At 46.5% G+C, this 14,210-nt stretch carries 11 protein-coding genes; 6 read left to right on the top strand and 5 right to left on the bottom strand.

Going from position 1 to position 14,210, the window contains the following annotated elements; all coding sequences use genetic code 11:
* Nucleotides 1-3 precede the first annotated feature (3 nt).
* From MKY54_RS29385 to MKY54_RS29370, 4 genes are all read right to left on the bottom strand, one after another.
* A complete protein-coding gene (locus MKY54_RS29385) occupies nt 4-1,515 on the bottom strand; it encodes an aminotransferase class V-fold PLP-dependent enzyme (RefSeq protein ID WP_076278291.1) in 1,512 nt (503 codons plus the stop codon).
* 125 nt (nt 1,516-1,640) lie between these two features.
* Complete coding sequence (locus MKY54_RS29380) at nt 1,641-2,117, bottom strand: DsrE/DsrF/DrsH-like family protein (protein ID WP_036682046.1); 477 nt, start codon at nt 2,115-2,117, stop codon at nt 1,641-1,643.
* Between the two features lie 121 nt (nt 2,118-2,238).
* Nucleotides 2,239-2,556, bottom strand: a complete 318-nt coding sequence (locus MKY54_RS29375) for a hypothetical protein (RefSeq protein ID WP_076278292.1) — start codon at nt 2,554-2,556, stop codon at nt 2,239-2,241.
* A 54-nt stretch (nt 2,557-2,610) separates the two neighbouring features.
* On the bottom strand, nt 2,611-3,234 hold the full coding sequence (locus tag MKY54_RS29370) for a GPR1/FUN34/YaaH family transporter (RefSeq protein WP_036682044.1): 624 nt from the start codon (nt 3,232-3,234) through the stop codon (nt 2,611-2,613).
* A gap of 335 nt (nt 3,235-3,569) precedes the next feature.
* On the opposite strand from MKY54_RS29370, the gene MKY54_RS29365 reads away from it, so the two are divergent.
* From MKY54_RS29365 to MKY54_RS29350, 4 genes are all read left to right on the top strand, one after another.
* On the top strand, nt 3,570-4,487 hold the full coding sequence (locus tag MKY54_RS29365) for a prenyltransferase (RefSeq protein ID WP_036682043.1): 918 nt from the start codon (nt 3,570-3,572) through the stop codon (nt 4,485-4,487).
* A gap of 35 nt (nt 4,488-4,522) precedes the next feature.
* A complete protein-coding gene (locus MKY54_RS29360; protein WP_339188826.1) occupies nt 4,523-5,299 on the top strand; it encodes a DUF6081 family protein in 777 nt (258 codons plus the stop codon).
* A 38-nt stretch (nt 5,300-5,337) separates the two neighbouring features.
* The gene (gene menA, locus MKY54_RS29355) at nt 5,338-6,291 is read left to right on the top strand and encodes a 1,4-dihydroxy-2-naphthoate polyprenyltransferase (protein ID WP_076219134.1); all 954 of its coding nucleotides are present in this window, start codon (nt 5,338-5,340) and stop codon (nt 6,289-6,291) included.
* A 162-nt stretch (nt 6,292-6,453) separates the two neighbouring features.
* On the top strand, nt 6,454-7,449 hold the full coding sequence (locus MKY54_RS29350; protein WP_076179214.1) for a Gfo/Idh/MocA family oxidoreductase: 996 nt from the start codon (nt 6,454-6,456) through the stop codon (nt 7,447-7,449).
* Between the two features lie 88 nt (nt 7,450-7,537).
* Here the strand turns inward: MKY54_RS29350 and MKY54_RS29345 are convergent, their stop codons facing one another.
* On the bottom strand, nt 7,538-8,893 hold the full coding sequence (locus MKY54_RS29345) for a dicarboxylate/amino acid:cation symporter (RefSeq protein ID WP_339191307.1): 1,356 nt from the start codon (nt 8,891-8,893) through the stop codon (nt 7,538-7,540).
* Between the two features lie 356 nt (nt 8,894-9,249).
* Between MKY54_RS29345 and MKY54_RS29340 the strand changes: the two genes are divergently transcribed.
* Both MKY54_RS29340 and MKY54_RS29335 read left to right on the top strand, forming a co-directional pair.
* Nucleotides 9,250-10,020 (top strand): hypothetical protein, encoded by a 771-nt coding sequence (locus MKY54_RS29340; RefSeq protein ID WP_339188824.1) that lies wholly within the window; start codon nt 9,250-9,252, stop codon nt 10,018-10,020.
* A 73-nt stretch (nt 10,021-10,093) separates the two neighbouring features.
* Complete coding sequence (locus tag MKY54_RS29335; RefSeq protein ID WP_339188822.1) at nt 10,094-13,822, top strand: S-layer homology domain-containing protein; 3,729 nt, start codon at nt 10,094-10,096, stop codon at nt 13,820-13,822.
* Nucleotides 13,823-14,210: the final 388 nt, after the last annotated feature.

Here is a 14,210-nt window from a genome sequence, read left to right as displayed (position 1 = left end):
TTGTTACATGGTGAAGAGTTCTTGGAGCTTCATCTCGGGTGAATGCTGCGCGTAGATATGATTCCAGCTGTTCGTGGAAGTATCGTAAAGGTAGTCCTGCTTCCATTGCTGGACATGGGTCGCAATACTCCTTACAGCGGATACAATTCTCTTTACTTCCTGATTAGTCATAATGGGATGTAGGGAGATGCGAATCCACCCTGGTCTGAAGGATTGGTCGCCGCTCATGATCGCTCCGGCAATCTGAGCGGATTGCGTCCACCCTAATCCAAGCAGGTAATGTCCGTATGGACCTGCACAAGAGCAGCCGCCTCGAGCTTGTATGCCGAAACGGTCATTCAACAGCTGAACAGCGAGGTTGTAATGGATATCACGAAGTGTAAAAGAGACGATTCCATGACGTTCTGTATGATCTCCGGCCAGCAGCGCGCACTCCGGGATGCTGCGGAGTCCTACCATTAATTCCTGACATAGCTCGTGTTCTCTAATCACCATATATTGACCGTTTCCATTCATCTGCTCCTTCAGCTTCACGCAAAGCGCCGTGCGAAAAGCTTGTAAAAACCCCGGTGTTCCCCCGTCTTCCCGCATCTCAATCGCATTAGTGTAGCGGCGTCCTCCCCAAGGGTTGACCCAGGCTACTGTACCTCCACCCGGTTCGTCAGGAATACGTCCATTGCTCAGCGCTTCATCAAAGATTAGAACGCCATTTGTGCCCGGCCCACCCAGAAATTTATGCGGAGAAAAAAAGATCGCATCAAGCTTCTCCAGTGGGGAAGGTGGGTGCATATTGATAGGCTCGTAGGGAGCACTGGCGGCAAAATCCACAAAGCATACGCCCCCATGACGATGCATAGTAGCCGCTAGCTTTGCGTAAGGCGTCTGAATTCCAGTCACATTAGAACAAGCTGTAAATGAACCAATCTTGAAACGGCGATTGGGGTACAGTCGCAGCTGGTCTTCAAGCTGTTGAGGGTCAATATTTCCGTCCTTTCCGGCGGGAATGGTAACGACGTCACCAAGTCCCTCCTGCCAAGGAAGAATATTGGAATGATGCTCCATATGGCTGGTGAAGATAACGGGGCGGTCTTCCAGTGCACGGTTATTATGTTCCTGTAGCCATTCCGGGAGCCTTAATCCCATGATACGCTGCAGCTTGTTCACGGCTCCTGTTGTTCCATTGCCGCAGAAGAGCAGTACATCCTGAGGGCCAGCATTTACATGGTTCTTAATGATTTGGCGAGCTTCATTATAAGCCTGCGTCATGATTAGTCCGGTGGTGTTGGAATCTGTATGTGGATTGCTGACGTAGGGACCGAAGGCTTCCTGCAACTTGCGTTCGATCGGTTCATATAAGCGCCCGCTTGCGGTCCAATCGGCATACAGAAGCGGCTGTCTGCCATAAGGGGTGTTGATTTGATGCCGAATGCCGATGGTGTGACCACGAAAAGTATCAAAATGGTCTTGTAATGAAGCGGGCGTCTCTGCAGAAGAGGCGTGGATGATGTTTAGCACGGATATTCCCTCCAGCCCGTACGCCGTCAGTGCTAAGTTAATGGGGTGTATTTTCGGCGTGCCAGTAGTTTCTATGGCAACAGTATATGCCTGCATGGGGGATTGGGTTAAAGCCTAGTCAGACTTTAAATAAATAACTGTACATCACTTTCTAAAGCATCTTTTAAATATGCCGCAGCATCGATGATTTCGACCTCTGGCAGCAGTTCCTCGGGCTTAAAGCCCATGATCTCCACAGAGAGCTTGCAGGCATAGAATTTGATGTTTTTTTTACGAGCCCCTTTTAGAAAATGAATCAGCTTCGGTGCGCCTTGTTCCTCCATCATTTCCTCGAGCATCATTCGTCCTAGCCCGCTAAAGTTCAGATGAGAGAGCGGCAGCTGCCCAGGGCCCTTCGGTGTAATAACATCCATCAGCTTCTCGTAGATACTCTTGTCCTCAAGAGTCATCTTCTCCGGATCACGCACCAAAAATAGACCCCAGAATGAAAAAAACATAGTAACCTCGACATCGATATCTCTTGCGGCATTCGCTAGGATCAGTCCAGCCATCGCTTTGTCGTATTCCCCACTGAACATTAGCAGATTGATTTTTTTGCTCACCCTGATAATCCTCCCGTTACTTTTATTAGAATGTCATTAGTATGGTTGTGAGGGGGAGAACTATGCGAAGAAGCTTTCTGAAATTATAAAAAAAAGCCCCCTTTCGGGAGCTTGAGATTTACTAATGTGCTTCAGGATCTTTAGATTCTGGACCTGCATTGCGACTGATGTCGTAATAACGGGCGGACAGCCAAATAGCTCCGGTAAATAACACAATGAGTCCAAGGACGATAGAAAAGCGCCAATCGCCTGCTTTGAAATTCAACTGAAGCACCGTTAGTACTAGTGAAACTTGGGTCCAAACCAGTGTTCTTTTGCGAAAAGCCGCAATATCACCAACCATCTTCGGGATATTCCGAATGATCAGGTAGGCAATAACTGCGAGAATAAGGGCGAAAATAGCAGTTACCGCTAATTCAGAAGAGGACAGGACATGCATAGTCTCAGCATCCTTTCGGCTTGCAAAAGTATTAGTTTCAGATCAGAACAATTTCTATTTTTTGAAGATGCCCAGCGGAGCTCCAATCGGTAAGAAGCTGCGGCCGAAATGAGCGTTTAGCACGGATGCTCCACATCCGTAAAGGGACACGATACCAATACCAAGCTCAGCACAAGCAGCTAGCTTATGGAAGAATTCTGGAGCGATCCCAAAGGAATCAAAGGTTAGTCCGATAAAGAGAAAATCTATCAATACAAAAATAATAAGCAGAACTCTATTTGCCTCAACGGCACCAATCGTCATAAAGAGTGTGAAGATCAAGTAACCCAGAAATACAAATCCGAGCTGCTTAGGATCTACAGCCTCCGCAAGCGTTGGACCAAATACGCCAAGCTTGATTAGCCAGCTGCTAGCCATGCCGAACCAAAAGAAAGCGTAGGCGCCAAAGGCGGTCATACCAAAGGTATTGTTGTGCTTAGCATCCTGAATGGCGGCGAATAGCTGCGCGAATGCTCCCAGGAAGATAGCCCAAGGAATAACGTAGCTAAGTCCTGTTGTAAATTCAAGCTTCTGTGAAGAAGCGACCAATGTGACAATAGCCAGTCCGAATAGCCCGATGGCGCTAGGGTCGGCAGTGACGATTTTGACAGATTGGGTGTTAGGGGATTGCGCTGACATGACAGTAAAAGCCTCCATTATTATATATAGTTTTACGCTCTTAAAAACAGCCCGTAAGGGGCGCTGTTCATAGGCTTGCCTATCATATCATATCGGTATGTGCTTGCCTATAAAACAACACTCATTTTTTGTCGTAAAATAGGGGTCCTGCGTGAAATAAGGAATTGTTTACATTTTTATCTTCCATTATCAAGATACTTAACCAAACAAACGGAAATATTATGTCAAGAATAGACATTATATGCAGTGATAATCTTCACAATCTCTCGAAAATTGATGTATAATAGTCAGTGATAATTATTATCAAATCATATGAAAAAGGCGGTAAGCTTGAAGTGAACAAATGGACATTATTTACCAAGGCGACCCGGTTTTGGAGTTTTTCTGTTATGCTCATCCCGATTGTTTTGGGGACCGTTGGGGCATATGTATGGGAAGGGACATTCCATCCGGTTTTATTTATTCTTACCTTAATAGGGGCGATTTCGGCGCATTTGTTCTCCAATATGGTGAATGATCTGTGGGACTTCCGCAACGGAACCGATACAGAAGCAAAGAATTCCGCTGGTGAAATCAGCACAAACTCCGGGCTACTGACAGGTGGAATCCTCTCGGAGTCTTTTTATGCAAGGATGACCTGGAGTATGCTGGCGATTGCCCTTATCTGTGGTGGGATTCTTAGTATATATAGCGGTTGGAATATCCTCTGGTTTGTACTTGTTGGTGCTTTAATCGCTTATTTCTATGTGGCTCCGCCACTGCGTTATGGCTATCGCGGCAAAGGTTATAGTGAGATGGCCATTTTTATTGCTTTTGGGATTATGCCTGTATTAGGCTCCTATTTCGTACAAACCGGTCAGTTTAGCATGAAGCCTGTAATTCTCTCGCTGCCTGTCGGATTTTTAACTACATTATTGTTGTTTAATCACCATTTCCTACATTGGAAAGCGGATGAGCAGGCGGGTAAGCTTACGCTTGTTGTAGTATGGGGAGAACAAAAGGCACTTGTTTTCTCACGTGTACTTCTTTTCACTGGCTACGCTTCGGTGATAGTCTGTGTGCTGTTGGGTGTACTTCCTGTTTACGCACTGTTGGCGCTGGTTACAGCTTTCTGGCCGCTGCGCATTTACAGTAGTCTGAAGCAACATAATGCTTCGCCGGCTTATATCCCGCTGATGGGTGCTTCACAAAAAGCCTCCGTACGCTGCGGAGTAGTAATGGCAATAACTTTATTAATTCAAGGCTTGATCTGATACTAATAGATGGACTACAGAAGGAGTGAGCTTTCATGGAAAAGAAGGACAAGGAATTGATGGCAGAAGAACAACAAGTTAAAGGCAATCGCATGGTTCTTGGGGATTTCCACTCCATTTTAGAAGAAGGAAAGGTCTGGAAGACGGGTGGATTTACACTGCCTGACGGATCATTTTGGGCTTACCGTGAGCCGGAGGCTGTAGTTATCGTTCGTAATGATACCTTGTATGTACGTGCGAAGTTATCTCGTGAGAACCATCAAGTGCAAATTCTGGACAATGCCAAGCACATGTATTATTCAGCCAAGCCAGTGGAGATTCCGGAAGCTGGAGAGATTAGCATTGAGCTGCAAATTCGTTGCCGTACACAAGGAACTGCACCTGGAGATCTGTATGATGGATATGTATCGCTGAACCTGCTGGATTTCACGACAGGCGCTGCGCTCGATTTCTTCGCGGGAAATGACAAATATGCTAGTGTATATGGTATTTTGCCGTTCCCGGGTGTACAAGTGCCAGAAAGCACTGGAACGAAATATTTCTGTATCTTTAAAGAAGATACGGATTTCAAACCACGGGAATTCAATACGTACCGTATTATCTATCACCGCGGCAATGATGAGGCTGTATTCTATTTGAACGGCAAGGAAGTACGCCGCGAGAAAAATATACCGCTTAAATTCAATAACTTCACTGTAGCGCTCGGAATTATGACAGAGAAGGATCTGAGTCCTGAAGGCAGTGTGTCTGTACATGGACAAACAGTTATTGCAGAATGGTCCCCAGTGACGGTTACAACAACTGAACAGTAATGCCTTGCAGGCTCATTTGACAGATAAGGGTGTATGGTGTGAATATTAAAAGCTTTCTAAGATTTGTGGAGCTGCCGACGAAGGTAGCCAGTATTATTCCGTTTCTAATGGGAACGTTGTATGCCCTGTACCGGTTTGAGGATTTTTACGTACTGCGTTTTGGATTGATGTTCGTGTCTTTGCTTAGCTTCGATATGGCGACGACGGCGATTAACAACTATTACGATTTCAAAAAAGCCTCCAAAACCCACGGCTACGGCTACGAAACGCATAATCCGATTGTTCATTTTAAGCTAAAAGAGCGCACCGTCGTGGCGACGATTGTTATTTTGCTGGCGCTGGCAGCAGGGGGCGGGATTGCGCTTGTCACTCAGACGGGTTTGCTGGTCTTTTTGCTGGGTGGACTGTCGTTCTTGATCGGTATACTTTATTCGTTCGGGCCGATTCCCATCTCGCGTATGCCGTTAGGTGAGCTGTTTTCGGGTTTGTTTATGGGCTTTGTTATTATTTTTATCTCTGCCTATATCCATACGGATGAGCATGTGGTTTCACTGCTGCTTCAGAACGGCTGGGTCAGCTTGAATATCAACATCGTGGAAGTGCTGTACCTTTTCTGGTTTTCCGTGCCCGCTATTTTGGGGATCGCAGGGATTATGCTCGCTAATAATATTTGTGATATTGATGAGGATGTGGAGAATCGCAGGTACACGCTTCCGGTGTACATTGGCCGCCGCAATGCGCTTGTGCTTTTTAAATATCTCTACTATGTCTCTTATCTGGATCTTGTAGTGCTGCTGATCTTAGGGATTAACCCTATTCTGGTTCTGTTGATTCTACTTACGCTGATCCCGCTTCGCCGAAATATTGCCTTGTTCACAGAGAAACAGGAGAAGGCGAGTACCTTTATTCTTGCCGTCAAAAACTTCGTATTGATGAACCTTGCGCGTATAGTTGTGCTGGGTGCGGCTGTGCTGTTAAATGCACTAATATAAACATTCATATTTTATAAAAAGCAGTGTCTATCGGGGTTGGAGCTCCTTTTGGCACTGTTTTTTTGCAATTTGCAGGCTTCTTTCTGTTAGAGAAACGTTTCATTCTATGATAAGGTGGCTTTAAGTATAGTAAGTAATCTATAAGGAAGAAGGTTAGCAACGATGGTGCAAAAACTTCGCTGGGGAATCATGGGCTGTGCGCAGATTGCGACAGGTTCAGTGATGCCGGCTATAATGGATTCGGAGACGGGAATGATTACAGCGGTAGCCAGTCGCGGTTTAGAAAAAAGCAGCGCTGTAGCCGCAGAGTTCGGAATAGATAAAGCTTACGGCAGCTATGAGGAATTACTGGCGGATAAGGATATTGATGCGGTGTATATTCCACTGCCAAATCACCTCCATCGGGAATGGGTAATCCGTGCGGCGGAAGCTGGCAAACATATCTTATGTGAGAAACCGATCGCGCTGAACAGTGAAGAAGCGGCTGAGATGGTAAAAGCTTGTAATGATGCTGGAGTCCATTTGGCAGAAGCTTATATGTATCGGCATCATCCTCGGATTGCGGAATTGCAAGAGATTATCGCTAGCGGAGAAATTGGCGAATTACGCTCCATTCGAGGCACTTTTACTTATAATGACGCTACAGACACCTCTAATATTCGTTTTAAATCCGCTTGGGGCGGCGGCTCGCTTTATGATATCGGCTGTTATCCGCTAAGTGCAGCACGACTGCTGTTCGGAGCTGAGCCGGAAGCCGTAACAGTTCATGCTATGTTCTCTCCGGAGCATGACAACGTAGATATGATGGCTTCAGGACTGGTAGAGTTTCCGAAGGGGCTAAGCCTGATTTTTGATTGCGGGATGTGGGCATATAACCGCCAGCTGTTAGAGATTCTGGGGACCGATGGAATGATTGAAGTGCCTATGCCTTTTAATGCTAGAGATGAGGATGCTGAATTTTTTGTGCATACGGGAGAAGGGGTAAGGCGGGTTGATGCCACCGGGGCGAATCCCTATACACGGGAGGTCGATGATTTTGCCGCCGCAGTATTTACAGGAAAAAAATTATTTGCACCTGAGGATGCAGTGCTGGGCATGCAATTGATCGAGACTTGTCTAGCTTCTGCTAAAAAGCGGGAAAGAATTAGTATGCTATAAGAAGATGAATCCAATAGGAATCTATGCAAAAAAAACCTCCGGGCGCTCTGCTTTACGCAGATTCCGGAGGTTTTTACAGTTTCAGCTTTTACACGGTGCTCAAGAGAATATCATCGTCATCATTGCTATTAAACGCTTCGCGGTCAAATTCACCTTCGGAATTAGCTACTAACAGAGCTGTTACAGCTGTTCCAGTTGCGTTTACAGCGGTACGGCCCATATCGATGAGCGCTTCGACACCTGCAACGATAGCGATTCCTTCAAGCGGCAGGCCGAGAGCAGTTAAGACTACTGTGGTGGAGATTACGGCTGGTCCAGGTACGCCAGCTACACCAATGGAAGAAATAATACTTACTAATACCAGTGTAATATAGTCGGTCCAGTTCAGATCAATACCGAATACTTGGGCGGTAAATACAGCCACAATAGCTGGCCAAATCCCACCGCACGCATTAAAGTTCACAGATGCCCCTAACGGTGCGATAAAGCTCGCGATCCGCGGGGAGACATGAAGCCGCTTCGTAATCACTTCTAGATTGACCGGTAGGGTTGCGTAGCTGCTTCTGGTTGTGAAGGCAACGGTAATGGTTGGATACACTTTGCGGAAGAAACGAATTGGATTCACCTTCGCTACTAATAGAACCAATCCGCCAAAGATAAGTACAAAATGTATAATCATTGCTACGTACGAGGTTATAATTACACTGCCTAGTTCCTGCAATGTCTCCCAGCCATAACGTGCGGTGATTCCGGCAATCAGTGCGAATACGCCATAAGGCGTCAGGCGAATAATGAATTTCACAACCTGATGCAGTATCAGTGTCAGGGATTCAATAAGATCACGTACAGGCTTGACGGCTTCCGGTTTCTTGGAGCCAATCTTGATTATAGCCACTGCTAGGAAGATCGCGAAAATGAGTAGAGGCACAACCTTACCCGTAGCTGCTTCATTAACAGGGTTAGAGGGAACAAGATCCAGAATAACCTGGGAGAAGGTCGGGATTTCCCGGGCTGCAAAATCTGCGGGTACATCTTGTTGTATACCTTGGCCGGGATTGAACAGCAGCGCAACGGATAGGCCGATAATAGAAGCGATGCCCGTTGTTCCGAGGAACCAGGCGAAGGTTTTGATCCCGATTTTGCGTAGATACTCCAGATTGGTTAAGGAAGAAATGCTGTTTAATACGAGTACGAATACTAAAGGAATGACGAGCATGCGGATCAAGCTGACATAAATGCTGCCGAATGTGCTAATAGCTTTGGTCTCTAAATTGAAGTACTGAAAGAATATACCGGCAATAAGTCCGATGCCAAGTCCGATGAGTACCCGGGTACCAAATCCAATTCGTTTACGTGCCAGTAGAAACAAAATTGCAAACACAAATATGGAGGCGACAAATCCATACCAGTTCGTTTCGATGGCGGATAATAAGTTGTTATCTATGTTCACTACCAATACCCCCTTAAACCTAGTTTTTTAATGTGATTAATCCTATTGAGATCAATCTATATAGAATTTATAGTAAAGTCAATGTAATTATATGTTAAAAATAATCAATTCCGATAAAAACCATGTGAAAAATAAAAATTGATTGACAAGGCACTATGGCATGAATAATATGGAACTTAATCACAAGCCAATTGGAATCGACTGGACAGCCGGAGATTCAACGAAAGACGCGTAAATTGCGTCCCGTTGAGTCTCTTTTTTTTTACTTTAGAGAAGGGAGAGTTACGGATTTAAGGTACAAGAATGTAGTGAAGGGGTTTCTTATTTTATTTGAAAAGGATGGTACACATATGAAAAAGCTTTCGATCTCTTTGGTTGCCGCCGCTATCGTCTTCTCCGCATTGACGTATGCCGCGGTATCCGCTAACAAAAAAACAGCAGAGGCAGCACCCATTCAAGAGAGTAGTAATACAGCAGTAACCGCAGCAGCTTTACCAGCAGCTACTTCTGCGGCAGCAGTTGTTGTTCAGGCAGAAGCTACTGCAGCTCCTGTAACAGAAGCTGTCCAGCCGGAAGCTTCGGCTCCAGCAGCTGAGACAGTCACGGCAGAAGCTACTGCGGCTCCAGCCGCAGCTGTTGATTCTGCGGCGAAGGTTGTGGCTTCAGCAGCTCCAGAAGCGGTTGCAGCTCAGCCTAAAGCAGCTGCATCCCCGGCTGCGGACACCGCTAAGACGGCAACAGCTGGAACAACGGTATCTGCATCTGTTAAACCGCAAACCAGCGCAGCAACGCCTGCGCCAACTGCTGCGCCTACGACTGCTCCAAAAGCAAACGTAACCGCTAAAGCCGTTCAGCCGACCACCGCTCCTGTTGTATCTGAACAGCCTAAGGAAACCGCAGCTCCCGTAGCAAAAGCAACGGAGACACCTTCCAAAAAGGCTATAACCTTCTCTACCACAGAGGTAGTTAAGGCGACCCCGGCTCCGGTAGTTGAGTCTTCTCAACCGAAAACATCGTCTTCTGCACCTGCATCCACGGTCAGCGCACCAGCTCCTGCTCCAGCGGAAACGGTTCAGGCACCCGCACCGGCACCAGCCGCTGAGGAAGAGGTTTGTCCTTGATGAGCAGCAGGCTCATTCAGGATTCCTTTCAGCCCATTCTTCCCATAAACCTATTTAAGGCGAGGTGCACATAATGATACGACCATTAACCTTCAAAAAAATTGTAACGCTGCTGCTGGCAGCCTCCCTGCTAATCCTGCCTACTCAGGCAGGAAGAGCTTATGCTAATCCGGATACCGCAGAGGCGATAACCTCTTCACAAGGCGGCGTTAACCAGTTTGACTATTTCAGTCATGTCTATGACCGTCTAAATGATGCTAACCATGTATTTAAAACAGCGACGTATGAAGATATCGTTCATCTTTTTGAGAGTGAAGGCACATACGCTGTTCTGGTTGGCGGTGCTTGGAGCGAGAATACACAGGCTGATATCGGCTTTATCAACGAGGCAGCTAAGGAATATGGCATCTCTACGATTTATAACTTTGATACTAAGCTGGACGGGGACACCCTTCAGATTGCAGACAGCAATAATAAATTTGCCTATAAATATGTTGATCTGGTCAACAAGTATTTGAAGAATTTAAATCTGTCTTCCAAAGATGATCCAGAACGCAATGTCAGCTATACCAATAAAAACGGGGAAGTTGTGACTGCTAACAAGCTCGAGTCTCCATTCTTATTGGTATACAACAAGGATCACAAGGATGCACAGGGAAATAGTGCTCCTGTCGTATCCTACCTGGATAAGAGCTATTCGTGGAATGAGTTCCTGACGAACGGAACACTTGATGCGGCGAAGGTTAATGCGTATAAAACATCGGTAAGTGAGGTGCTGGGTGCCGCTACCCGATATGACACTATCGACGAGTCGGCTTATATCAAGGCGGCATTTAATAAGAACTATGAAGGGGAAAATGAGGGCAAACCTACGATCTTCAACGAAGCGGATGGCACGCTTGTTTATGAACATGTGACCTATCATCAGCTGAAGCAAATTTTAGCGAGTGAGGGAAACTATGCGATTTTGTTAGGCGGCTCGTGGTGCCCTAACACGCAAGCGGTGATTAAATATATCAACGAATATGCCAAAAAACATAATATCCATAAGATCTACTTCTTCGACACTAAGCTGGATGCTGGTGTGACCGTTGCTGAGCCTAATAACAACAGCGGCACTAAGGGCAGTGCGAATCCGCATAATAATAATGAGCTTCAGATTAGAACCACCAATCATCCGTATGCGCAGCTTTATGTTGATCTGGTTCGTACTTATCTGACCAATATCAAGACCGAAAACAATACAGCTGCTAAACCAACTGTAATTAGTTATGTAGACGGACTTGGAAACACTGTGAGCGGAGACAGACTTCAGGTTCCATATCTGTTCACTTATAACAAGGACAACAAGGATGCAGGAGGCAAAAACACACCGATTCTAGGGCATGTTGAACTTATGTACAGCTGGACGAATATCCAACCGGATTACGTGCAGGCTAATTACCCAATCGGAGCCAGATACAATAACACTACAACAGCGCTGGATAAAATATTCTCCAGACTCGAAGCTGTGCCGGCAGGACTTACGGGTGTAGCACCAACTGCGGCCGACAATAAGGATGGGCAAATTGTAGGCACCAGTTCAGCATTGGAATTTAAGCTTGCTGGAGACGAGGCTTACACCCCAGTTTCGGGATCAGCCATCACAGGGCTTGCACCTGGTGTTTACAAGGTAAGATATGCCGCAACATCGGGCTATCAAGGGCCAACTTCCGCAGCTGGACCCACAATCATTCCTTATAATGCTGGCGAAGACGTAAGTGTGGAAGTTCCTGCTTACACCCATCAACAAGCAGCTCCGATAGGACTGGTAGGCGTAGCCCCTACTTCTGAAGCTAATGATGATGGGCAAATTACGGGTTCAGCGGAAGGACAGGAGTATAAAGGCGTTGGAGAAGCTGATTATAAGCCTGTAACAGGTGCAGCTATCACTGGTCTTACTCCGGGCTTCTATAATGTGCGATATGCGGCAAAAGAGGGATACAGCGTTGGTAAAGACGCTACAGTTGAAGTCCCGGCATATGGTGAGCAAGCGGCACCTACAGGATTAGTAGGTGTAGCACCAACCAGTGCAGCTAATGACGACGGTAAAATTATAGGAACTACGAAAGCGCTGGAATATAAGCTGTCTACCGTTACCGATTATGTCTACGCATCAGATGTAGAGATCGTTGGACTTGTGCCGGGTATCTATCAGGTAAGATACGCAGCTAAAGAGGGATTTAACGCGGGTAGAGCAGCAGATGTAATCGTTCCAGCATTCACTGCGGAACAAGCAGCTCCAACTGGGTTACAGGGAGTTGCTCCTACCTCAGCAGCGAACAACGATGGAAGAATTACGGGAACCACGACAGCCTTAGAATATAAGCTGTCGAGTGTAACTAATTATGTGTATGCACCAGATAAAGAAATCACAGGATTAATACCGGGCACGTATCAAGTGAGATACGCAGCCAAAGAAGGTTATAAGGCAAGTCCAGCGACTGACATTGTGGTTCCGGCCTATGTGCCTATTTCAGATCCTGGAACAGGTGGAACAGGTGGATCGGGTGGCAATTCTACACCGAGCACGACTACACCAACACCATCAGCAAGCCCGCAACTGGTTGCTACGGCAACAGCAGGGAATACCGTGAACCTGTCAGCAACAGCGGCAACTAAAACGGATAAAACCACAGGAGTTACTACTGCAACGATCACAAAAGAAACGGCTGCTGAATTTGTGAGTCTCGCTAAGAAGGCAGAAGCTGATGGGAAGAAGGCTGTTCTTGAAATTAAAGTTGCAGCTACTTCGGATACTCAAACAGCTGATCTTACACTTCCAAGAAGCATAATTAATGAGTTAGCCGCCGGAACGAAGGCGGAGATTACCATTGAATATGAGAATGTGGGTACGATTACGTTTGATGCCAAATCATTGGCGAGCATTAGTGCAGCTTCAGATGCCGGAGACATCATTGTTAGAATCGCGAAGGTGTCATTAACGGCAGAAGGCAAGGCTGTTCTCGGAGACAGACCGGTTTATGACTTGTCGGTTATAGCGGGTGAAAGCACGATTTCCACCTTCGGTGGGGGCAGTGTTCGTGTCAGCGTACCGTACGTGCTGCAAGCGGGAGAACGGTCAGATGCGGTTATTGTGTATCACATTAACAGCACTGGAAGCTTGGACAATGTACGTGGAAATTACAATGCCGCCAAGGGAACTGTAGATTTCGTAACCACACATTTCTCCCAATATATTATTGGATATAATCAGGTGAGCTTTGCAGATGTTCCAGAGGCATCATGGTATAGCCATGCAGTAGGTTTCTTAGCAGCACGCAGTATCACATCTGGTACGGATGCTGAACATTACAGTCCGAATGCTGCAATCACTAGAGGGCAGTTCATCGTCTTGTTGCTCAAGGCTTATGACATCACACCGGATGCCATTGCTGCTGATAATTTTGCAGATGCAGGCAATACGTATTATACGAATTATCTTGCTACAGCTAAACGTCTTGGGGTAGCAACGGGTTCGGGAGATAATCAATTCCAGCCAGATATTCAGATCACTAGGCAGGAGCTATTTACACTCTTGTACCGCTCGCTTGTAGCGCTAGGTGAACTGCCATCTGAGAAGACAGCGGCCACGCTTGCCGGCTTTAGTGATGCTGGACAGATCGCTGGTTATGCACAAGAAGCCCTTCAAGCGCTGGTAGAGAGAGGCGTAGTGACCGGAGCGAACGGTAAACTCAATCCGAAAGAAGTCACTACAAGAGCAGAAGCAGCACAGGTTATTTACAATTTGCTATCCAAATAATCAGCCACTAAGACATAGCGGACGTCACATAAGTAGCGTCAACTATGAATGCGGCGACTTGGTTTGACTAAGGCAGCAGAGCAGCGATTCCTCCTTTATTGGAGTATCGCTGCTCTGCTTTTTTGTTTGTTAGCTGGCTGGCTGGTTGCCCTTGCCCTGTCCGCTTGCCCTCATGCCCTCTTGCCCGCTTGATTCAGCAGTTCATTCATTATCGGTGCGGCTTTCGGACCCAGATGACGTTATTTTCCACTTTCCAGCCTTTGGGGCATAGTTTCGGACTCCAGCGACGCTATCGCTTTGAAAAAGGTGCGTTTATGGTGTTTTTCATGCTGATAGCGACTATGGGGTCCTTTAGCACTCCAAATGTGGGAAAAAGCCGCGTATAAGG

It is taken from the genome of Paenibacillus sp. FSL P2-0121, assembly GCF_037975345.1.
GTDB lineage: Bacteria > Bacillota > Bacilli > Paenibacillales > Paenibacillaceae > Paenibacillus_AQ > Paenibacillus_AQ odorifer.
Note: the sequence above shows the minus strand (reverse complement) of the source record. Positions and strands in the feature narration are given on the sequence as shown.